Genomic DNA, 21,407 nt, shown 5'->3' on the forward strand with positions numbered 1-21,407 from the left:
ATTCACACCGAAGAAAGGCTAGCTCTTGGCACAGAGTCACTACGATTGGGGGAACGGTCCGGCAGAGATCGATCCGCATAGTGTCACCAAGCACGAGGTGCTCGTCGGCTACCTAATTCGGTATTTCGAGCAGAGAACGCTGAACGCCCGCGGCAGAGAGCGACTTCGAATTACGCTGGTTGATGGTTTTTGCGGTGGCGGGCTGTATACGCTCAAAGGCCGGAACCAGGAGGTGATGGGCTCACCTCTTCGGATGCTGGCAGCCGTCGAGGAAGCACGCGTTCTGATCAACGCCAAAAGAACGAAGCCGCTCGATCTGGATGTCCGATATGTATTCATCGACAAGGACGCACGGGCGCTGTCACATCTGAAAAAGGTCCTGCAGGATCGAGGGTACGGCGACGCTGTGGGTCGTTCCATCCACATCATCCACAACGATTTTGTTTCGGCCTCATCCACGGCGCTGCAACTGGTCCGAGACCATACGCCGCGCGCAAACACTGCGCTTTTCTTTCTTGACCAGTACGGCTATAGCGACGTGCCGGCACCGCTGATTCAAAAGATATTTGCAGAGCTGCCAGGCAGCGAGGTCGTCTTGACGTTCCACGTCTCGGCCTTCGCGACTTACACCAACGACAAGTTTACCGACCAGGTGTCCGACAAGTTGGCGATCGATATTCGAACTGCATTGGGCGGGAGAACGGTCGAGCAGATCAAGGATGAAAATTCAGCTGACTGGCGGCGCTTCATTCAGGCGGCTCTCTATCAGGCTCTGGTAAGGGGATGCGGAGCTGAGTATTTCACGCCATTCTTCATTCGCGGGGAAGGCAGTGGTCAAGGTGAATACTGGTTGGTGCATCTCTCGCGGCATCCTCGCGCGCAGGACGTTATGAAGCAGGTGCATTGGATGCACCAGAATCACTCCATCCACTATGGTGGTCCAGGCCTCGACATGCTCGCCACCCACATGATGGGCTTTCGACAGGAATTCACCGGCGGATTTCTTTTCGACGATGTGGCGCATCGGTTGTCGTCTGAGGCGCTGGTTCAACAACTGGCCGACAACATTTACGGGCGAAGCCAGCCTGTGCAGATCGGACAGTTATACGCGTCGACTTGCAACACGTCGCCGGGTACTTCCGGCATGTACAAAGACGTTCTGGAGAAGTTGTCCGGTGAGAAGGACATCGTCATTCGTGCCGAGGACGGTACTGTTCGGCGGCGCGCGAGGTACATGCGCGACACCGATTGGATTGAGCGCAATCGGCAGGGGTCGTTGTTCAAGTCTCCGGAGGTGCTCGCGCAATGAGCTTTCGTCTTGTCCATGACGCGGACCCCATGCCGCATCTTCCAATCGAACTTGGACGGGCCGGTGAGGGTGTTGGTCGCTGGGTTCCCGAGATGAAGCACACCTTCTTGGCGAAGTATGTGGAGGGCACGCGGCGCGCGAGGGAGAAGTTCAAGCAGCGCGTGTATGTCGATCTGTTTTGTGGGCCTGGGCGTATCCAGGTCAAAGGCGAGACGATGACGCGCCCCGGCGGCGCCCAGGTCGCATGGCAACATTCGCTGCGAGACGATATTGCTTTCACCTCATGCCTTGTTGGCGATCTAGATGCCGCCCGTGCGGCCGCCTGTGCCGAGCGCTTACGGGGTATGGGAGCCCCGGCAGCTGCATTCCCGGGTGCAGCGGAATCCACGGTGGATCAAGTGCTTGGGCAAATTCCCAAAAGTGCACTTTGCCTTGCGTATCTTGACCCCTACAACCTCCAGTACCTCTCGTTCAACGTGATCGAGAAGCTGGCCCGCCTGCCCTATGTTGACTTTGCTGTCCATTTCAGCACGATGGATTTGCGCCGCAACATCTTGATGGAGTACAACCCCGACCGCGCGCGATTTGACGATGCGGCACCCGGTTGGCGCCAACATGTTGATCCTCTCGCTTTCGTGCGTGGCGATGCTGATGAGGAATTTTTTGACTATTGGTGCGGGCTGGTGAAAAAGCTCGGGTTCTCGATCAGCCACCGCATGCCTCTAGTTCGCGATGACGGCAATCGGCCCCTTTATCACCTAGTCTTCTTCAGCCGTCATGAGCTTCCGAACCGGATCTGGGGCGATGTGGCGCAAGGCCCCAACCGCGAGTTCGACTTTTGATGACTGCATCCATGCGCCGTCATTCAACGCGGGTTAGTTCCGAGAGCAATGGCCTTGGCTCACGCCGTGCGCCGAACTAGGTAGAAGGGGCATAGGGTTGGGCAGAATGGAACTGTCCACCCGTCTGAGCAGAGCATGCAATCGCCAAAGCCCAAGGTCCGAGGGTTTTGCTCCAGGAAAATTTTCCGTTTGCATTGAAAGCGTATGACACATTTTCAGGGTCCATGGCGTTCTCCTTATGAACTTGAGAGGTTGAGATTGTTGTTTTCTGTTCAGGCGCTTTCGAGGGCGCCGGCCGCTTTTTCAAAGTTGGTTTCGAGGTTTTTGACGCCTTGAAGCTTTGCCCGATATGCACGACCTGCCCGACCCTATGCCTCCTCTTGTGTGCAGACGCTAGACTGTAAACGCTGCAGGTTTCCTCGTCCTTGCATTTTTGTGTATGGGAGAGCCGAGCGTTGCTCGGAGGGGGCAATCTCTGGGTCCAGCCGGGGTGGTGGTGGGTACGTAAGGGGGCGCCTCCCAAAGAACCACTGCCTCGGAGGTCTGGAAAGCCTCCAATGCCGACTCGAGTCCCGTCAGCGGAGCTGACGCTTACGCAGCCGGCTTCAGCGCCTCGAACCGGCGATGCAGATCCTCCGGCCGGATATGCGTATACCGGCGCAGCGTGCTCCAGTTCGTGTGTCCCGACACCAGCGCGACTTCCTCAATCTTGAAGCCGTACCAGAACAGCATTGAGATGCCGGTGTGGCGCAGATCGTGGAATCGCAGGTCCTTGATTGAAGGTAGGCCCGTTTCCGCGATGCGATCGCGCGCCCGCTCGAACGCGGAGGATGCTGATTCCATGTTGTATGGAAAGATGCGGGCGTCCAGCTTGGGCATTTCTTCCAGCAGGGCCCAGGCCGGCGCGAGAAGGGGCACAACTTGGTCGTTGTCTTCCTTCCTTGAGGGGTGTTTCACATCGCGCAGGAGGATCGTCCTGCGCTTGGGGTCGATGTCCTTCCACTCCAGACGCCCCAGCTCGCTCAGCCGTCGTGGGAAGGCCAGCGCAAACTTGTAAAGCTGCGCCATGTCGATCGTCGTCTGATGGTGCGCGTTGCGCCGTGCAAACTCAGCCAGCAGCGCTTCTTCTTCCTCCCCGTCCACCCAGCGGACGACCTCGCGCGATTTGCCGACCAGACCCTGCTTGCCGAGGTGGTGCATGGCTTCTTGAATGACCACAGGATCGGCGTCCACGTGGTACGCGATGCGGGCGACGCCGAACGCGGCCGACACGGGGGAGAGGTCGGACTTGATCGTGGCGGGTGTAACGCGGTCCTCGGTTTTCCGCCGGATCGCGTAGTCGATCAGGTGCTTGGGCTTGAGGTCACGCACCAGAATCTTGTCGAACTCAGCTGCGATCTTGTGGTGGTTGTAGATCGTCGAGCGGCGCAGATTGGGGCGCGCCACCAGCTGCGCATCGAGGTGCTTGCGCACGAGGTCACCAACAGTCATCTTGCTGGTGGCGTGCTTGGCCGGCCCTTCAGCCTTGACCTTGGCCTCCAGGCGATCACCCCAGGACACAGCCTGGGCCTTGGTGTCGAAGACCTTTGACTCTGAGAAAATCAGGGCGCCGCCCTGCTTGATGCGAACCTGCGCGAGGAATTTGTCGCCGCGTGGTGTGACTGACGCCATGGTGTGATCTCCAGTGCAACTTGCTTTTTTGATGTGGTGCAACTGTAGCGTCAAGTTGCACCGAGTCGTTGCACTTGGGGCGTTTTTATCCCGTTAAACGCGCTGAAATGCGCAGGCGGCACCCGAAGGCAGAAGAATGAATTCAGAACAAAATCAACAACTTACCGAAAAAATTTCGCCTTGGCGGGTCAGCGTTGCGCCGATGATGGATTGGACTGACCGCCATTGCCGCTATTTCCATCGGCTGTTGAGCCGCCATGCCCTGCTTTACACCGAGATGGTGACCACCGGCGCACTGGTGCATGGCGATGTCGAACGCCATCTGCGCTTCCATGCCGAGGAGCATCCCGTGGCGCTGCAACTGGGGGGCAGCGACCCTGCCGATCTGGCACGCTCGGCGCGGCTTGGCGAGCAATGGGGCTATGACGAGATCAATCTCAACTGCGGCTGCCCAAGCGAGCGCGTGCAACGCGGTGCGTTCGGTGCATGCCTGATGAACGAGCCCCGTCTAGTGGCCGACTGCATCAAGGCCATGGTGGATACGGTGAGCGTGCCCGTCACAGTCAAGCACCGCATCGGCATCGGCAAGAACGAAGACTATGGTTTCGTACGCGATTTCGTGGGTACCGTAGCCGATGCGGGATGCCGCGTGTTCATCGTGCATGCACGCAATGCGTGGCTGGAAGGGCTGTCACCCAAGGAAAACCGCGAAATTCCCCCGCTGCGCTACGACGTGGTGCATCGCCTCAAGGCCGAGTTCCCCACCCTCACCATCGCGATCAATGGCGGCTTCGCCAGCGACGCCTTGGTACGACAAGCCCTGGAGGGCGGCCTGGATGGGGCCATGATCGGCCGCGAGGCGTATCACAACCCCTGGTGGCTCGCTCGCTGGGATGCGCTCTATTACGGCAAACCGGACAACGGCCTCACGCGGGAGTTGGCCGAGGAAGCCATGGTGGACTACATGGCACGCGAGGTGGCTCGATGCGGCACACCCTGGTACGCCATCGCACGCCACATGCTCGGGCTGCGCAATGGATTGCCTGGCGCGCGCCGCTGGCGACAGGTCTGGAGCGACCATCGCCTCAAGCATCTCCCCGCGCACGAGGTCATGGCGATCGCACGCGCCAAGCCTCCCGGCATGGCTGCACAAGACGAAGCCCGTCAAGACATGGCCGGCTCACCGGCCTGAGCATCGAGCCAGTCCTTCAACGGCACGGGCTGTGCATACAGATAACCTTGCATGGCATCGCAGCCATGGCTTGCTAGGAAGGCGGCTTGCTCGGACGTCTCCACCCCTTCCGCGACCACCCGAAGCCGCAGGTGGTGCGCCATCGAGAGGATCGCGCGTACGATGGCCGCATCATTGGGCTCGTCGGGAGCATCCTGCACAAAACTCTTGTCGATCTTGAGCTCATAGAGCGGCAGGCGCTTGAGGTAAGCCAGACTGGAGTATCCCGTGCCAAAGTCGTCAATGGAGAAACGCACCCCCAGCTTCACCAATTCGGCCATGCGGATCGCCGTGTCCTGCCAGTTTTCCACGAGCAGGGTTTCCGTGACCTCGAGAATGAGCCGCGAGGCCGGTGCGCCGCTATACGCGAGCGCATCGCGCACATAGGCCACGAAATCGTCCTGGCGGAACTGCCGGGCGCTCACGTTGACGGAGATCGTCAAGTCCCGTCCGGCCGCATGCAGGCGCGCCAGGGCATCGCAAGCCCGGCGGATCACTCGCGCCCCGATGCGCAGGATCAAGCCCGACTCTTCCGCGATCGCCACGAAGCGCACGGGCGAAACGCGCCCGTGCACCGGATGGACCCAGCGCAGCAGCAGTTCTCCACCACATACCGCACCCAGGCTGTCCACCTGGGGATGGATGTGGATGTCCAGGGCATCTTCGACCACCGCCTGCCCCAGATCCTGCTCCAGGGAAAGCCGCTCCTGGGCACTGGCCTGCATGTCCGCCTCGAAGAAGCACACACGGTTGCTGCCGAAAGACTTCGCGCGATACATCGCCGTATCGGCCTCGCGCAGGAGGTCTTCCACGGTTTCATTGCCTTTCGGGAACAGCGTGACGCCGGTGCTGGCGGTCACCGCGTAGAAGGTGCTGCCCAGGTCGTGGGGCGCCTCCATGCCTTCGCGCAGACGCGCCGCCATGGCGCCGGCGGCATCCACGCCGGCCTGGATGCCATTCGCGATGCGCGGAATCAGGACGACAAACTCGTCGCCACCGATGCGTACCACACTGCCGAACCCCTGCAGCAACCGCTCGAGCCTCCGGGCCACCTGCACCAGCAGGCGGTCACCGGCTGGGTGGCCTCTCGCGTCGTTGAGTTGCTTGAAATTGTCCAGATCGATGAAGAACAGCGCACCAACGCCGCCCTGGCGGCGGGCGAGGTCCAATGCACTCTGCAATTGGTCGAACAGCAAGCGTCGGTTGGGCAGGCCGGTCAATGCATCGTAGTAGGCCAACCGGTGCATCGTGGCTTCAGCTTCACGCCGGCTTGTGACATCGCGTGCCAACGCGACGTAACGGGATGCCAGCGACGCATCGGGAAGGTGATTGGGCTCCTCGCCACCGGAAACGAGCGCAGAGGGTCCGTGCTTGCGGGCAACCGACAGTTCGAACCACCGCATGCCACCCGACGTGCGCAGATGGTACTGGCGCCCCGACGAAACGCCTTGGGCCCGGGCGTCGCGCATCGCCTGCAGGAATTCCGCGGCGACGTCGGCTGGCAGGATTTCCTGCAAGCTGCGCCCCTCGAACGTTTCCGAGGGGGCCGACGAGAAGTCCGACCGGGCCGATCGGTAGTAGTGGATGTGCCCATCCATATCCAACTCGAAAAGCAGATCCGGCACGGCATGCAGGATGCCTTCGAGGTCGTCGCGGGCGGTGCGCAGCTCACTCGTCATCGATCGCGCCAGCGCAAGCGCCCGCTGGTGCCCTGTTGCCTGCAATGCGATGAACCACCCTGCCAATACGCTGATGAGCACTCCCAGCCAGGCAATGAGCCCATGGTTGTCGCGCCCCACCTTCTGGTCAAAGGCTGCGAGGGGTTCCATCGTCAGCGTCCACGGCCTCCCGCCAACCGTCAGGTAACGCACCACGTGCAGACGTTCACCATGGCTGGCCATCCGTGGCTCCGGATCATCCGCCCCATAAAGAACCGTCATGCCAGCCTCGTCAGCGGCCCAGGGTTGTCCATCCTGAATGCGCAGCGACACGGCTGAATCCAGCTCCCGCAGGAGATCGTCCACCACGGCAGCCATGCGGAACGGAGCAGCCACCCAGCCTTGAATGGCGGCACGGCGGGCGTCCAGGCTGTCAGGCATGCCACCACCTGCATACAGTGGAAGAAACATCATGAGCCCCGGGTCTTCATCACCCCCTACGCTCCAGAGGCCGGAGAGAGCCATCATGCCTGTGTCCCTGGCCCGGTCCATGGCTTCGCGCGCGGCGGGCAGGCTGCCGGCATCAAAGCCCAGGGCACTCAGGTTGCCCTGGGTTCGAGGCTCCACACGGGTCATGACGGCATACATCCCCTGCCCTCCACGGGACCGCACCTCGTACCGTTCAAAGCCCTGGGCACGCATGGCCAGTACATGGGCACGCAGACTCTCCTGCGGCACGCGCTCCAGCAGACAGAGCGCCTGCAACCCGGGCCGGGCCTGATCCAGCTGCAGGGCTTCGACATACGTGGCAAACCCGCTCTGGCTGATCGCTTTCGAGCCATCCACATAGCCCCGGAGCCCGCGCAGCACCATTTCGTAGGCCACCATGCGGTCCTGCAGGCTGGACACCACGCGCTCAGCCGCCGCCTCGAAATGCTGGCGGCGCCGCGCCTGCTGGATCTGCTCCGCGTGGTGCCAATAGAGGTAAGTGACCCCCAGCAAGGCCGCCGAAAGCAGCGGCGCGAATACCAGGCGCACGTGCCAAAACGGCAGTGGAGCGCGGCTGGGGCTGCCTGCGGAACGGGACGAGGACGATAGGCTCATGCGCGGTGCAGCGTGTCATGGACGGCACGCCCTGGCAAGCCCCATATCGAGCCCCGTGGTGCCGATGGCACCGGCCTCGGACACGGATCGGGGCGCAGTCCTACGGGCTGGCGACCGTTGCCGCCATGGCATTGGAATACGATCGCCTCGCACCCATTTTCAATGGCCGCTGGCGCCCGACTGCCCCGCCCCCATTTCGCTTCTTTGACCCTTTTCATGCCGTCGCTCGATTTTTTCCGGGAAGAAAGAGGCTTCGAAGCCTTTTATGAACAGGAACTGCCCGCGCTGCAGTACGCCTGCGCTTCCTATATCGCCCTGCTCCAATCGATCCTCTCGCGGACCCCGAACTTGGACATCACCAAGGTCGAGGGCCGCGTCAAGGACCGTCAGGAATGTATCGCGAAGTTTTCACGAAAATACCGGGCGGCACTGGAAGAAAGCAACACCCCCTACAAAATACGGCCCTACATCACCGATCTCATCGGTGTCCGGGTCGTCTGTCTGTACGAAGACGAGCTGGAAAAGGTGGCCCATGCCGTGCGTTCGCACTTCGATGTAATCGATGTCACGGACAAGGTTTCTGCCGTGGAAAGCACCGAGGGGTCATTTGGCTACAAAGGGCTGCACTTGGATCTGCGGCTCAATGCGCCGCAGGCAGCCCTCACCGAGCACAGGGCCTATGCGGACCAGCCATTCGAACTTCAGGTGCGCACCATCATCCAGGACTCCTGGAGCGTGCTCGACCACAAGATCAAGTACAAGAAATCCATCCCGGGCCAGTTGCGGCGGCGCATCAATGTGCTGTCGGCACTCTTCGAGCTGGCCGACCGGGAGTTTCGCCAGATCCGGGACGAGACCGATGCCGAACTGCGACAGGCCCCGGACGAGACCATGGAGGCCGATGCTGGGGCCCCCATGCCGCCGGAAGGGCGCCCCGCGCCTCCAGGCAGCGAGCTCAACGCCTTCACTTTCCTGAAGATCGCCAACCACTTTTTCAAGGATTGCGATTTCGACCCCCACAAAGTGGACCTTTTCGTGGCCGATATCCGGGCATGGGCGCCCGACATGACCCGTGCGCGCTTCAATACCCTTTTGCGGGCCACCCTGGGCACCGTGAAACGCTACAAGCAGTATTTCGAGGAAATCACCCCCCAGGCCAGCTTCAACCCCTACACGGTGATACGGCACTGCCTGTATCTGGGCGATCGCACGACGTTCCGGCGCGCCCTGCGCAACAGTTCGCGGGAAGCATTCGAAGCTTGGCTGAAAGAACACGCCTGAAGTGCCGGGCCCGCCTGGAAAAGGCACGCTCAGCGCGTGGTTACTTCAAGTTACAGCTATTGAATGCATAGCAAACAAGGCTTTCCAGGCCTTGATTTTCAACTGTCGCATTTGCGACAGCTCATCCGTATTTCTACGCCACACGCCCGGCGCGAAGTGCTGCTATATTGCACTGCAACATACTTCGCCGAGCCCGCCCCATGCTCTACAACCTCTATGAAACCCAGCGGTCGCTGATGGAGCCCTTTGCGGATCTGGCCCAGACCGTCTCCAAGATCTACAGCAACCCCGTGTCGCCCTTCAGCCAGACGGTCTATGCCCAACGCATGTCCGCCGGCTACGATCTGCTCTATCGGCTGGGCAAGGACTATGAAAAGCCGGTATTCGGCATCTCCACGGTGGAAGTGGAAGGCCACGAGGTCGTGATCCACGAACGCGTGGAGCAGGACAAGCCTTTTTGCGAATTGCGCCGGTTCAAGCGCTTCTGCGACAACCCCGCAACACTGGAAACCATCAAGCGCCAGCCGGCAGTGCTCATCGTGGCACCGCTCTCCGGGCACTATGCCACCTTGCTGCGCGACACGGTGCGCACCATGCTCCAGGGGCACAAGGTGTTCATCACCGACTGGAAGAACGCCCGCCTGGTGCCCCTCTCGGAAGGTGAATTCCATCTCGACGATTACGTGAATTACGTGCAGGAATTCATCCGGTTGCTGCAAAGCCGCTATGGCAACTGCCATGTGATGAGCGTGTGCCAGCCCACGGTTCCGGTATTGGCGGCCGTTTCGTTGATGGCCAGCCGCGGCGAGAAAACGCCGCTGACCATGACCATGATGGGCGGCCCCATCGACGCACGCAAATCTCCTACGGCCGTCAACAATCTCGCCACACAACGCAGCTATGAGTGGTTCGAGAACAACGTGATCTACCGCGTGCCGGACAGCTTCCCAGGGGCGGGCCGGCGCGTGTATCCCGGGTTTTTGCAGCACACCGGCTTCGTGGCCATGAATCCCGATCGGCATGCCAAGAGCCATTACGACTATTTCAAGGACCTGGTGAAGGGCGACGACGCCAGCGCGGAAGCCCACCGCAAGTTCTACGACGAGTACAACGCCGTCCTCGACATGGACGCGGATTACTACCTCGAAACCATCAAGACCGTGTTCCAGGACTACGATCTCGTGCACGGCACCTGGGATGTCCGATCGCCCGAAGGGAAGGTCGAGCGCGTGCGGCCGCAGGATATCCGGACCACCGCCCTGATCACCATCGAGGGCGAACTCGACGACATTTCCGGCTCGGGTCAGACCGAGGCCGCGCATGGCCTGTGCACGGCCATCCCCCAGAAGGACTGCAAGCACTTCGAGGTCAGGGGCGCGGGCCACTACGGCATCTTCAGCGGCCGGCGCTGGCGTGAGGTCGTGTACCCCCAGGTGCGCGACTTCATCCTGGCCCACAACCCTCAACCCTCTGCCTCCGGCAGCGTGGACAGCACGCTGGTGCCCAGCGAAGACGCGCCGCGTCGCCGCACAGGCGCGGTGTCGGCCCTGGCCGCGGAGACTGCGGAAGAACTGCCGACCGCCACGGCCGCGCCTGCGGCACGCGGAAAGCGAAGCGCCCGCAAGGCTTGAACCCCGTCCGCCCCGCGCTCGAAGGTCTGGTGGCCCGCATCGATGCGGTCCTGCCCCAGACCCAGTGCACGCGCTGCGGCTACCCCGACTGCGCGGCCTATGCCCGTGCCGTCGCTTGCGGCGATGCCGAAATCAACCGATGCCCGCCGGGCGGCGCCCAAGGCGTGGCGCGGCTGGCGGCCCTGACCGGCCGCCCCGTGGTTCCGCTGGACCCCGACTGCGGAAGCGAAGCGCCCCGCTCCCTGGCCGTGATCGACGAGCACTGGTGCATCGGCTGCACCCTCTGCATCAAGGCCTGCCCGACCGACGCGATCCTGGGGACGAACAAGTACATGCACACCGTGATCCCGGAGCACTGCACCGGCTGCGAGTTGTGCATTCCCGTGTGCCCCGTGGATTGCATCTCTCTGGAAAACGCCAGTGGGTCCGACACCGGCTGGTCAGCCTGGTCCGCCGGGCATGCAGAGCACGCCCGCCAGCGCTACCAGGCGCGCCAGATCCGCCAGGACGCTGAAAACGATGCGGTGCATGCCACGGTGACCAGCGAAAGCTCGCCATCGCCGCCGGCCCCGGCACACGCCAAAGAACCATCACCACCGGCCGATGATCCTGCAGCAGCCCGGCGGGCCGCCATCGCCGCCGCGATGGCCCGGGCTCGCGGACAACGCATGCCCGGCAATGTCAGCGACTGATGAGGTGGCACAGCGACCTTCAGGCCCGCGCCGCGAGAGATTTGTAGACCCCGCAGCCCAGATACATGCCGTCCACCTGGCGGACGAACGACATCTTCGTCTGCACGCTGCCTGTCGCAGGATTGGTGATGTCGTATTCCACCCAGCCAGGCCCTCGCTCGGCCTGCGCCACGATGTCGGCGACAAGGCGGGCTCCGTCGATGCCGGGAATGTCCTGCACGCGCGAGCCGACCTTCGCGGGGTTGCCGCCGAACGCGAGGTAGGTTCCGGCTTGGTCGAGGACGAACACGTACATGTCCCGGTCATGGAAGGCCTGGGCGGGATCGGTGAGCATGCGCAGAAAGCTGTCGCGCGATCCCGAAGAACGCCGCTGGCCGACGGCCCGTTCGACAAGGGCCATGGCCTCCTCGGCCGTCCCTTGCTGGAGCCGGAACGACAAGACCGCCCGCGACAGCGTGGCCGCTCGGCTCTCCAGCGCCTCCGCCTGCTGCACCGCCAGCCCGACCATCTGCGCGTTGTGCTGCGTAATCTCGTCGATCTGCTGCACCGCCGCGCTGATCTCGGCCAGGCCTGTGCTCTGCTCGACACTGGAGACGGATAGCTCGCTCACGTTGCCCGCCACGCCGCGAATACCGTCCGCCATGCCCGCGATGCCGTCACCCGCCGCGCGGATCAGCGTGGCGCTCGACTCCACCTGGCGCACGGAGTCGCCGATCAGATCCCGGATTTCGCGCGCCGCGGTGCCGGATCGCTGGGCCAGCGTGCGCACTTCGGCGGCCACCACGGCGAAGCCCCGGCCCTGCTCGCCCGCACGGGCCGCCTCCACGGCTGCGTTGAGTGCGAGGATGTTGGTCTGGAACGCGATGGAGTCGATCACGCCGATGATCTCCGCCATGCGGCGCGCGCCCTGCTGGATGGCCTGCACGGATTCCACCGCCCGGCCCATCGCCTGGGTGCCGGCCTCCGCGGCGGCGCGGACCTGCACGGCGCGCCGGTCCGCGGCCTGCGCGGTCTGCGCGTTCTCCCGCACGGTAGTGACCAGTTGTTCCACGCTCGCGGCGGTCTCCTCCAGATTGGCGGCCTGCTGCTCGGTCCGATCCGCCAGCGCCCGGTTGTCCACCGCCAAGCTTCGCCCGGCATGCGCAACCAGCGCGGCATTGCTGCGGATGTCGGCCACCATCGACGACAGCGTGAGCACCATGCGGTTCAGCAGGGAGGCCAGCTGTGCCAATTCGTCCCGCCCTGGCTGCGCGGGCGCGCTCCGCGACAAATCGCCCTGGGCCGTGGCCTCCAGCGCCCGCGCCAGCCCCCCGAGATCGGCGGCAAGGCCGGCATGCAGCGCCAGCGCGAGGTAGACCAGAACCGTGCCCCCCGCCACCGCGGCCCATGCACCGGCCACGCTCCCTCCGCTGGCAGCGGCCCAGGCGGTTCCCGCCAAAGCCAGCAGCGCCGCGCCGGTCCAGAAGACAAGCTTCGCGGGAATGCGCAGCGCGCGCAGGAATCGCACGGCCGGGCGCAGCGGCAGGGAAACAGACATCCTCTCATCTCCTATCAAGGGGTACCGCGCGTTATTGGCCGCCACTTCCCGCAGATTGGCAAGGCGGGAATACGCCGATCTGCCATGCCCCATGGCCGCGCAGCCCGATAATGGCATCCCATGAATCCCCTGCTCTCCCTCCTGCAACCCTATCCTTTCGAGCGACTGCGGCAGCTTTTCGCGGGGGCGCAGCCTCCAGCCGGCATCGCAGCCATCAGCCTCGGCATGGGCGAGCCGCGCCACCCCACGCCGGCCTTCATCCAGCAGGCGCTGACGCAAAGCCTGGGCGGCCTCGCCAGCTATCCGGCCACGGCCGGCGATCCTCGCCTGCGGGAAGCCTGCGCGGGCTGGGTGCAGCGGCGCTACGGCCTCACCATCGACTCGGCCACGCAGGTGCTGCCGATCAACGGCTCGCGCGAGGCGCTGTTCGCTTTCGCGCAGACGGTGATCGACCCCACCCGCGCGGGCGCCACCGTGGTCTGCCCCAATCCGTTCTATCAAATCTACGAAGGCGCCACGCTGCTCTCGGGTGCCCGGCCGTACTACGCGCCCAGCGACCCGGCCCGCAACTTCGCGGTGGACTGGGACAGCGTGCCCGCCGAGGTGTGGGAGCACACGCAACTGCTCTTCGTGTGCTCGCCCGGCAACCCCACCGGCGCGGTGATGCCGCTGGCCGAATGGGAGAAACTGTTCGCGCTGAGCGATCGCCACGGCTTCGTGATCGCCTCGGACGAGTGCTATAGCGAGATCTACTTCCGCGACGAACCGCCCCTGGGAGGCCTGGAGGCGGCGGCCCGGCTCGGCCGCCCGGACTTCCGCAACCTCATCGCCTTCACCAGCCTGTCCAAGCGCAGCAACGTACCCGGCCTGCGCAGCGGGTTCGTGGCGGGCGATGCCGCGCTCATCAAGGCCTTCCTCCTCTACCGTACCTACCACGGCAGCGCCATGGGCCCGGCCATACAGGGCGCGAGCATCGCCGCCTGGAACGACGAAGCCCATGTGGAGGAGAACCGGGCGCTCTACCGCCGCAAGTTCGCGCAGGTGACCCCGGTGCTCGCCGAGGTGATGGACGTCACGCTGCCCGACGCCGGCTTCTACCTCTGGGCGCGCGTGCCCGAGCGGCTCGGAATGGACGATGCCGGCTTCGCCCGCGCCCTGCTCGCTCAATACAATGTGACGGTGCTGCCGGGCAGCTATCTCGCCCGCGAATCCGGCGGCCGCAATCCCGGCGCCGGCCGCGTGCGCATGGCCCTGGTGGCAGAAGTCGAAGAATGCCTGGAAGCCGCCCGGCGCATCGTGCAATTCATCCAATCCCACCCCTGATTTCCTCAACGGAACCATGACCCAACAACTGCAGAACATCATCGACACCGCCTGGGAGAACCGCTCCAGCCTCTCGCCCGCCGCCGCACCCAAGGAAGTGCAGGACGCCGTGGAGCACGTGATCGCCGAGCTGGACACCGGCAAGCTGCGCGTGGCCACCCGCGAGGGTGTCGGCCAGTGGACCGTGCACCAGTGGATCAAGAAGGCCGTGCTGCTGTCGTTCCGCCTCAAGGACAACGAACTCATCGAAGCCGGCCAGTTGGGCTTCTACGACAAGGTGCCCACCAAGTTCGCGGGCCGCTCGGCCGCCGAGATGGCCGCCACCGGCGTGCGCGTGGTGCCTCCGGCTGTTGCGCGCCGCGGCAGCTTCATCGCCAAGGGCGCGATCCTCATGCCCAGCTACGTGAACATCGGCGCCTTCGTGGACGAGGGCACGATGGTGGACACCTGGGCCACCGTGGGCTCCTGCGCGCAGGTGGGCAAGCACGTGCACCTCTCGGGCGGCGTGGGACTGGGCGGCGTGCTGGAGCCGCTGCAGGCCAACCCGACCATCATCGAGGACAACTGCTTCATCGGCGCCCGCTCGGAGATCGTCGAAGGCGTGATCGTCGAGGAGAACTCCGTCATCTCGATGGGCGTGTACATCGGCCAGAGCACGCCGATCTATGACCGCACGACCGATACCGTGAGCTACGGCCGCGTGCCCGCGGGCTCCGTGGTGGTGAGCGGCAACCTGCCCAAGGGTGACGGCAAGTACAGCATGTACGCCGCCATCATCGTCAAGAAGGTCGATGCCAAGACGCGCTCCACCACGAGCCTGAACGACCTGCTGCGCGACTGACACGATCCACCCACCAGACCGGCCCTTCCACCTCCACCCACCTTCGCAAGGGACATCCCATGAGCACGATGGAGCGGATTCTTCGACTGATGGCCGAAAAGCGGGCCTCGGACGTCTATCTTTCGGCCAATGCGCCGATCCTCATCAAGATCAACGGCGAGTGCGTTCCGGTCAACAGCCAGATCCTGCCGTTCGAGGCGCCCCGGAACCTGCTCTCGGAGATCGTGCCACCCGACCGCATCGAGGAGCTGGAGGAGACGGGCGAGTTGAACATGGGTGTACCCCTCACGGGGGTGGGGCGCTTCCGCGTGAGCGCCATGCGCCAGCGCGGCAGCTACGCGGTGGTGGTGCGCTTCATCGCGCAGCACATCCCGCCGCTCTCCAGCCTCAACCTGCCCCCTATCCTGGGCGACCTGATCCTCGAGAAACGCGGGCTGCTGCTGGTGGTCGGCGCCACCGGGTCGGGCAAGAGCACGACCCTGGCGTCGATGATCGACAGCCGCAACGAGCAGCTCACGGGCCACATCCTCACGGTGGAGGACCCGGTCGAATACCAGTTCAAGAACAAGAAATCCATCGTCAACCAGCGCGAGATCGGCGCCGACACCCAGTCGCTGCAGACCGCGCTCAAGAACGCGCTGCGCCAGGCGCCCGACGTGATCCTGATCGGCGAGATCCGCGACCGCGAAACCATGTCCGCGGCCATCGCGTACGCGCAGTCCGGCCACCTCTGCCTTGCCACGCTGCACGGCAACAACAGCTACCACGCCCTCAACCGGATTCTGAGCTTCTATCCGGTCGAAGTGCGGCCCACCATGCTGGGCGACCTCGCATCGGCCCTCAAGGCCGTGGTCTCGCAACGGCTGGTGCGTTCGCCCACGGGCGAGCGCCTGCCGGCCGTGGAAGTGCTGCTCAACACCAAGCTCGTGGCCGAGATGATCGAGCAGGGAGACTTCTCGGGGGTGCGCGAGGCGATGGAAAAATCCATGGCCGAGGGCTCGCAGACCTTCGAACACGATCTGGCCCGCCTCATCCTCGACGGCAAGATCGACCGCAAGGAAGGCCTGGCCTACGCCGATTCGCCCACCAACCTGATGTGGCGCCTGCAGAACGACTTCTCCCTGGCCGCCAAGGCGGCGCGCGACCGCAAGGATGCGGGAGCCCAGGAGGAGGAAGACCAGCCATCGTTCACCGAGATCGTGCTGGACGTCAAACCCCAGTAGCCATGGCCGCACCTCGCGGACGCTGCGGCACGCGCCCGGGCATCGGGCCCTGCGCCCTCGCCCGGCCCCGCGCCATCGGCCCCTCCCTTTGTCCATTCCCGGGTTCCGCGCCGCGGCGCCCGCGCCCATGATGTCCCGTACCCTGATCCTGGCCGAACAGCTCATCTCCCGCCCGTCCGTCACGCCCGATGACGCCGGATGCCTCGACCTGCTGGCCGAGCGCCTCGCGCCCCTGGGCTTCGTCTGCGAGCGGATCGACAGCGGCCCCGACACCTTCCGCGTCAGCAATTTATGGGCAAAACGCCCCCATGTCGCCGAAAATACTGCAAAGCATGCTACAAAAACCATAGTATTCGCGGGCCATACCGACGTGGTGCCGACCGGCCCGCTGGAGCAGTGGAGCAGCCACCCGTTCACGCCCTCGCACCGCGACGGCAAGCTCTACGGCCGAGGGGCGAGCGACATGAAGACCTCCATCGCCGCCTTCGTGGTCGCGGTGGAGGAATTCCTCGCCGCCACGCCCGATCCCGCCATTTCGCTGGCCTTCCTGCTCACGAGCGACGAGGAAGGGCCATCCGTCGATGGCACGAAGGTCGTGGTCGAGCAGCTCGCGGCACGCGGCGAGCGGCTGGACTGGTGCATCGTCGGAGAGCCCACATCGGTGCGCAAGACCGGCGACATGATCAAGAACGGCCGCCGCGGCACGCTCTCGGGCAAGCTCACCGTGCGCGGCATCCAGGGGCACATCGCCTACCCCCAGCTCGCGCGCAATCCGATCCACCAAGCGCTGCCGGCGCTGGCGGAACTGGCCGCCACTGAATGGGACCGGGGCAACGACTACTTCCCCCCCACGGGCTGGCAGATCAGCAACATCCATGGCGGCACGGGCGCGACCAACGTCATCCCGGGCACGGTGGTGATCGACTTCAACTTCCGCTTCTCGACCGAATCCACGGCCGAGGGCCTGAAGACGCGCGTGCACAACCTGCTCGACCGCCACGGCCTCGAATACGACCTGGCCTGGACGCTGGGCGGGCATCCCTTCCTCACCACGCCGGGCGAACTCGTGGCCGCGGTGCAGAGCGCCATCGCGCAGGAAACAGGCCTGACGACCGAGCTGTCCACCACCGGCGGCACCAGCGACGGGCGCTTCATCGCGCAGGTCTGCCCGCAGGTCATCGAACTGGGCCCGCCCAACGCCACCATCCACAAGATCGACGAGCATGTGGTGGTCGCGGACGTGGAGCCGCTCAAAAACATCTACCGCCGCACGCTCGAACACCTGAACGCGCAGGCGGCCGCGGCATGACGTCGGCCGCTTCTTCTTCGCCGGATCGGCCGGTTCGAGGCGACACCCTCGCGGCGCTCGTGGCCAGCGGGGCCGCGCGGCTCGATGCGGCCGGCGTCTCCTTCGGGCACGGAACCACCAACGCCCACGACGAGGCCGCATGGCTCGTGCTCTGGCGCCTGGGCCTGCCGCTCGACACGCCACTGGACAGCGGCCCGGACTCCGCCGCGGATCACCGGGTCACGCCGGAGCAGCAGGCGCAGGTCGCCCGGCTCGTCGAGGAGCGCATCGCCACGCGCAAGCCCGCGGCCTACCTGACCCGCGAGGCCTGGCTGCAAGGCGTGCCCTTCTACGTGGACGAGCGCGCCATCGTGCCGCGCAGCTTCATCGCCGAACTGCTGGCCGACGGTAGCATCGACGGCTTCCTGGGCGAGCACACCCGCGAGGTGCTCGACCTGTGCACCGGCAACGGCAGCCTGGCCGTGCTGGCCGCCATGGCCTATCCGGACGTGCGCGTCACGGGCGCAGACCTGTCGCCGGACGCCCTGGCCGTGGCGCGCATCAACGTGGACCGGCATGGACTGGCGGACCGCGTGGCGCTGGCGCTCTCGGACGGCCTCTCGGCCGTGCCCGGCCCCTGGGACCTGATCCTGTGCAACCCGCCCTACGTGAACGCCGCGAGCATGGCCGCCCTGCCGGCGGAGTACCGCGCCGAGCCGGAACTCGCGCTGGCCGGAGGCTCCGACGGCATGGACTTCATCCGCCGGCTGCTGGCGGATGCGCCGGCTGCACTGGCCGAGAACGGTGTCCTCGTGTTGGAGATCGGCAACGAGCGCGCCCATTTCGAGGCCGCCTTTCCCGGCCTGCCGGTGTTCTGGGTGGACACCAGCGCGGGCGAGGACCAGGTGCTGCTGATCACCCGCGAGGCCCTGGCGCTGCACGCCCCCGACGCCGGCCGCTGACCGATGCCGCGCCCCGCGGCAGCCATCCGGCGGACACCGGGGCCGCGCGCATCCGGTACCATGCGCGGCTGATTTTTCGCGCGGGCGCCCTGCGGCGCCCGCCCCTCTTTCCTTCCCCCGCCATGATTCTCCTGAACAACGTCACCTTGCGCCGCGGCGCCAAGGTGCTGCTCGATAGCGCCAGCGTCACCATCAACCCCGGAGAGAAAGTGGGCCTGGTCGGTCGCAATGGCGCCGGCAAATCCACACTGTTCGCGTTGCTGAACGGCTCGCTGCACGAGGATGGCGGCGACTTCTCGATGCCTCCGCAATGGCGCATGGCCCAGGTGGCCCAGCACATGCCCGAGACGGAGGAATCCGCCACCGCCTTCGTGCTCGACGGAGACACCCGGCTGTCCGAACTGCGCGAGGCCCTGCGCGCTGCCGACCTCGCCGAAGACGGCATGGCCATCGCCCAGGCCTATGCGGACCTGGGCGATGCGGGCGAGCACGATGCGGTGCCCCGCGCGCAGGCACTCATCCTGGGCCTCGGTTTCAAGGTCGAGGAACTCGACCGCCCCGTGAACAGCTTCTCGGGAGGCTGGCGCATGCGGCTGCAACTGGCGCGCGCGCTCATGTGCCCCAGCGACGTGCTGCTGCTCGACGAACCCACGAACCACCTGGATCTGGACGCCCTCGTGTGGCTCGAAGCCTGGCTGCAGCGCTACGCCGGCACTCTGATCGTCATCAGCCACGACCGCGAGTTCCTGGACGCCATCACCACGGTCACGTTGCACATCGACAACGCAGGGCTCACGCGCTATGGCGGCAACTACAGCCGCTTCGAGGAATTGCGCGCGCAGCAGATGGAGCTGCAAGCCGCCAGCTACGCCAAGCAGCAGGACAAGATCGCCCACCTGCAGAAATTCATCGACCGCTTCAAGGCCAAGGCCAGCAAGGCCAAGCAGGCGCAGAGCCGCGTCAAGGCCCTGGAGCGCATGGAGAAGATCGCGCCGGTGCTCGCGGGCGCGGAGTTCACCTTCAGCTTCAAGGAGCCCTCCAACCTGCCCAACCCCATGCTGGCCGTCACCGACGCGGCCTTCGGCTACCAGGGCGAGGACGGCGGCACCCCCAAGACCATCCTGCGCCATGTGAACCGGTCGGTGCTGGCGGGCCAGCGCATCGGCATCCTGGGCGCGAACGGCCAGGGCAAGTCCACGCTGGTGAAAACCATCGCCCGCACGATGCAGCCGCTGGCCGGCAGCGTGACCGAGGGCAAGGGGCTGTCCATCGGGTATTTCGCCCAGCAGGAACTGGATGTGCTGCGCCCCGCGGACAACCCGCTGGAGCACATGATCCGCCTCGCGAAGGAGCTGGGCGCCAGCGCCCGCGAGCCCAGCCGCGAGCAGGATCTGCGCAACTACCTGGGCACGTTCAACTTCTCGGGCGACATGGTCAAGCAGGCCGTGGGCACCATGAGCGGGGGCGAGAAGGCGCGGCTGGTGCTGGCGATGATCGTCTGGCAGCGCCCCAACCTGCTCCTGCTGGACGAGCCTACCAACCACCTCGACCTGGCGACACGCGAGGCGCTGTCGATGGCACTCAACGAATTCGAGGGCACCGTGATGCTGGTCAGCCACGACCGGGCCCTGCTGCGGGCGGTGTGCGACGAATTCTGGCTGGTGGGACGGGGTGCGGTCGGGCCGTTCGACGGAGACTTGGACGATTACCAGCGGTACCTGCTGGACGAGTCCAAGCGCCTGCGCGAAGAGGCCCGCATGGCGGCCATGGCCGCTGGCGGCGGTTCGGCGGTGGTCCCAGACCAGGCCGTGCCCGCCGCCCCACCGCCCCCGGCACCCGCAGCGCCCCCGGTTCGGGATGCGCGCGAGCAGCGCAAGCTCGGTGCCCAGGCCCGGCAGCAGATCGCGGAGAAGACACGCCCACTCAAGCGCGAGGTCGAGCAGATCAACCAGCGGCTGGCCGCGCTGACGGCCGAAAGGGCCGTCCTGGAGGATCGCCTGAGCCAGCCGCTGCCCGCCGGGGAGATCGCGGATTGCGGACGCCGGCTGAAAGCGTGCGGCGATGAAATCGGCGCCCTGGAAGAGCGCTGGCTGGAACTTTCCACGGAAATCGAGGCCCTCGAATGCGCTGCTCCATGAGTAAAAGCATGTAACCTTTCCCGAGACTTCTCATCCACCTCGTTATCCAGTCATCGTTTTCAGCTATTGCTTTGATAGCAAATAAACGACCTTCGCAAGGTTGCATTTTTTTTCGTTCTGCTGTCAACGCCGCGTAAATACGCCACGTTGTTCACTCATCCAAGGAGCTAACGATGAACACCTCTGCAATCCTGTCCGCCTGGCCCGAAGACGAACGCGACCGCAAGCGCGCGCCCGCCCGCTTCTGAGGGGCCGGCGCAGGCATCCACAAGGCCTGAGGAAAATCCTTTCCACACAGCCAGCGCCACGCGCCACGTCTTCGCAGCTCTCTTCAACCCTTTCCCCATTGAAAAACCCCGCCTCGGCGGCAATGCCAGTCAGTTAACAGCTGACTGGCATTTTTTCGTTGGGAACTTGTGCGCTCTGTTTTTGACCTCGCGCGGGTAGGTTCGCTCAGGTCGCCGTGGCGGTAGGACGAAGTAGTGGGCCTGTTGCAGCAACTGATCCAGCCGTTGGGGCAGCGTGCCCGGTGTGGCGAGGCTGGCCGAGTTGAGCAGACCGACGATGGCATGCTGGGCCGTATGGAAGCTGATGCGCACAGGCTGCACGCCCGCGTGCTCAGCCATCTTACGCATCCATCGGCGTAGCAGCGTATAGGCAATCAGCAAGCCCCACA

Annotated in this window: 15 protein-coding genes and 1 pseudogene; 12 read left to right on the forward strand and 4 right to left on the reverse strand. The window is 64.7% G+C overall.

What is annotated here, in order from left to right:
- The first annotated feature begins 25 nt into the window (after positions 1–25).
- Together AX018_RS19565 and AX018_RS19570 are read left to right on the forward strand one after the other, a co-directional pair.
- Positions 26–1,309 (forward strand): three-Cys-motif partner protein TcmP, encoded by a 1,284-nt coding sequence (locus AX018_RS19565; RefSeq protein WP_111880775.1) that lies wholly within the window; start codon positions 26–28, stop codon positions 1,307–1,309.
- Positions 1,306–2,151 carry a three-Cys-motif partner protein TcmP gene (locus tag AX018_RS19570; RefSeq protein WP_111880777.1) on the forward strand — a complete coding sequence of 282 codons (846 nt, stop codon included), beginning with the start codon at positions 1,306–1,308 and terminating at the stop codon, positions 2,149–2,151. The genes AX018_RS19565 and AX018_RS19570 overlap by 4 nt, the downstream gene beginning before the upstream one ends.
- A gap of 591 nt (positions 2,152–2,742) precedes the next feature.
- Here the strand turns inward: AX018_RS19570 and AX018_RS19575 are convergent.
- Positions 2,743–3,822: a tyrosine-type recombinase/integrase gene (locus AX018_RS19575; RefSeq protein WP_111880780.1), complete on the reverse strand. Its 1,080-nt coding sequence runs from the start codon at positions 3,820–3,822 to the stop codon at positions 2,743–2,745.
- Between the two features lie 136 nt (positions 3,823–3,958).
- Here AX018_RS19575 and dusA point away from each other — a divergent pair, with 136 nt between their 5' ends.
- Positions 3,959–5,014: a tRNA dihydrouridine(20/20a) synthase DusA gene (gene dusA, locus AX018_RS19580; protein WP_111880783.1), complete on the forward strand. Its 1,056-nt coding sequence runs from the start codon at positions 3,959–3,961 to the stop codon at positions 5,012–5,014.
- On the opposite strand, the gene AX018_RS19585 is transcribed toward dusA, so the two are convergent.
- Positions 4,987–7,815 carry a bifunctional diguanylate cyclase/phosphodiesterase gene (locus tag AX018_RS19585; RefSeq protein WP_111880785.1) on the reverse strand — a complete coding sequence of 943 codons (2,829 nt, stop codon included), beginning with the start codon at positions 7,813–7,815 and terminating at the stop codon, positions 4,987–4,989. The two genes, dusA and AX018_RS19585, sit on opposite strands and share 28 nt — an antisense overlap.
- A gap of 216 nt (positions 7,816–8,031) precedes the next feature.
- Between AX018_RS19585 and AX018_RS19590 the strand changes: the two genes are divergently transcribed.
- The 3 genes from AX018_RS19590 to rsxB all read left to right on the forward strand — a co-directional run bounded on the left by AX018_RS19590 (position 8,032) and on the right by rsxB (position 11,419).
- On the forward strand, positions 8,032–9,096 hold the full coding sequence (locus AX018_RS19590) for a GTP pyrophosphokinase (RefSeq protein WP_111880788.1): 1,065 nt from the start codon (positions 8,032–8,034) through the stop codon (positions 9,094–9,096).
- A 200-nt stretch (positions 9,097–9,296) separates the two neighbouring features.
- Entirely contained in the window at positions 9,297–10,727 is a 1,431-nt protein-coding gene (locus AX018_RS19595) for a polyhydroxyalkanoate depolymerase (RefSeq protein ID WP_111880791.1), read from the forward strand.
- The gene (gene rsxB, locus AX018_RS19600; protein WP_111880794.1) at positions 10,724–11,419 is read left to right on the forward strand and encodes an electron transport complex subunit RsxB; all 696 of its coding nucleotides are present in this window, start codon (positions 10,724–10,726) and stop codon (positions 11,417–11,419) included. The genes AX018_RS19595 and rsxB overlap by 4 nt, the downstream gene beginning before the upstream one ends.
- Before the next feature lie 19 nt (positions 11,420–11,438).
- On the opposite strand, the gene AX018_RS19605 is transcribed toward rsxB, so the two are convergent.
- On the reverse strand, positions 11,439–12,956 hold the full coding sequence (locus tag AX018_RS19605) for a methyl-accepting chemotaxis protein (RefSeq protein WP_111880796.1): 1,518 nt from the start codon (positions 12,954–12,956) through the stop codon (positions 11,439–11,441).
- A 120-nt stretch (positions 12,957–13,076) separates the two neighbouring features.
- Between AX018_RS19605 and dapC the strand changes: the two genes are divergently transcribed.
- The 6 genes from dapC (at position 13,077) to AX018_RS19635 (ending at position 20,731) form a co-directional block, all read left to right on the forward strand.
- The gene (gene dapC, locus AX018_RS19610) at positions 13,077–14,279 is read left to right on the forward strand and encodes a succinyldiaminopimelate transaminase (protein WP_111880798.1); all 1,203 of its coding nucleotides are present in this window, start codon (positions 13,077–13,079) and stop codon (positions 14,277–14,279) included.
- A gap of 16 nt (positions 14,280–14,295) precedes the next feature.
- A complete protein-coding gene (dapD, locus tag AX018_RS19615) occupies positions 14,296–15,120 on the forward strand; it encodes a 2,3,4,5-tetrahydropyridine-2,6-dicarboxylate N-succinyltransferase (RefSeq protein ID WP_111880800.1) in 825 nt (274 codons plus the stop codon).
- Positions 15,121–15,179: 59 nt separating this feature from the next.
- Positions 15,180–16,343, forward strand: coding sequence for a PilT/PilU family type 4a pilus ATPase (locus tag AX018_RS19620; protein ID WP_111880802.1), 1,164 nt, complete (start codon positions 15,180–15,182; stop codon positions 16,341–16,343).
- A 130-nt stretch (positions 16,344–16,473) separates the two neighbouring features.
- Complete coding sequence (gene dapE, locus AX018_RS19625) at positions 16,474–17,652, forward strand: succinyl-diaminopimelate desuccinylase (RefSeq protein WP_211322485.1); 1,179 nt, start codon at positions 16,474–16,476, stop codon at positions 17,650–17,652.
- Positions 17,649–18,593, forward strand: a complete 945-nt coding sequence (prmB, locus tag AX018_RS19630) for a 50S ribosomal protein L3 N(5)-glutamine methyltransferase (RefSeq protein ID WP_111880807.1) — start codon at positions 17,649–17,651, stop codon at positions 18,591–18,593. Before dapE ends, prmB begins: the two co-directional genes overlap by 4 nt.
- A 122-nt stretch (positions 18,594–18,715) precedes the next feature.
- The gene (locus tag AX018_RS19635; RefSeq protein ID WP_111880809.1) at positions 18,716–20,731 is read left to right on the forward strand and encodes an ABC-F family ATP-binding cassette domain-containing protein; all 2,016 of its coding nucleotides are present in this window, start codon (positions 18,716–18,718) and stop codon (positions 20,729–20,731) included.
- 377 nt (positions 20,732–21,108) lie between these two features.
- Here AX018_RS19635 and AX018_RS24930 read toward each other — a convergent pair.
- Positions 21,109–21,407: pseudogene (locus AX018_RS24930) on the reverse strand (IS4 family transposase); the annotation flags it as partial.

The organism is Paracidovorax anthurii (assembly GCF_003269065.1).
In the GTDB taxonomy this organism is placed as follows: Bacteria; Pseudomonadota; Gammaproteobacteria; order Burkholderiales; family Burkholderiaceae_C; genus Paracidovorax; species Paracidovorax anthurii.

Excerpts from the sequence above, each read along its gene's own strand:
- AX018_RS19605 (WP_111880796.1), bottom strand. The coding sequence starts at position 12,956 with ATGTCTGTTTCCCTGCCGCTGCGCCCGGCCGTGCGATTCCTGCGCGCG.
- dapE (WP_211322485.1), top strand. The coding sequence starts at position 16,474 with ATGTCCCGTACCCTGATCCTGGCCGAACAGCTCATCTCCCGCCCGTCC.
- AX018_RS19570 (WP_111880777.1), top strand. The coding sequence starts at position 1,306 with ATGAGCTTTCGTCTTGTCCATGACGCGGACCCCATGCCGCATCTTCCA.
- AX018_RS19620 (WP_111880802.1), top strand. The coding sequence starts at position 15,180 with ATGAGCACGATGGAGCGGATTCTTCGACTGATGGCCGAAAAGCGGGCC.
- AX018_RS19590 (WP_111880788.1), top strand. The coding sequence starts at position 8,032 with ATGCCGTCGCTCGATTTTTTCCGGGAAGAAAGAGGCTTCGAAGCCTTT.
- AX018_RS19595 (WP_111880791.1), top strand. The coding sequence starts at position 9,297 with ATGCTCTACAACCTCTATGAAACCCAGCGGTCGCTGATGGAGCCCTTT.
- AX018_RS19635 (WP_111880809.1), top strand. The coding sequence starts at position 18,716 with ATGATTCTCCTGAACAACGTCACCTTGCGCCGCGGCGCCAAGGTGCTG.
- AX018_RS19575 (WP_111880780.1), bottom strand. The coding sequence starts at position 3,822 with ATGGCGTCAGTCACACCACGCGGCGACAAATTCCTCGCGCAGGTTCGC.
- AX018_RS19585 (WP_111880785.1), bottom strand. The coding sequence starts at position 7,815 with ATGAGCCTATCGTCCTCGTCCCGTTCCGCAGGCAGCCCCAGCCGCGCT.
- dapD (WP_111880800.1), top strand. The coding sequence starts at position 14,296 with ATGACCCAACAACTGCAGAACATCATCGACACCGCCTGGGAGAACCGC.
- dapC (WP_111880798.1), top strand. The coding sequence starts at position 13,077 with ATGAATCCCCTGCTCTCCCTCCTGCAACCCTATCCTTTCGAGCGACTG.
- prmB (WP_111880807.1), top strand. The coding sequence starts at position 17,649 with ATGACGTCGGCCGCTTCTTCTTCGCCGGATCGGCCGGTTCGAGGCGAC.
- dusA (WP_111880783.1), top strand. The coding sequence starts at position 3,959 with ATGAATTCAGAACAAAATCAACAACTTACCGAAAAAATTTCGCCTTGG.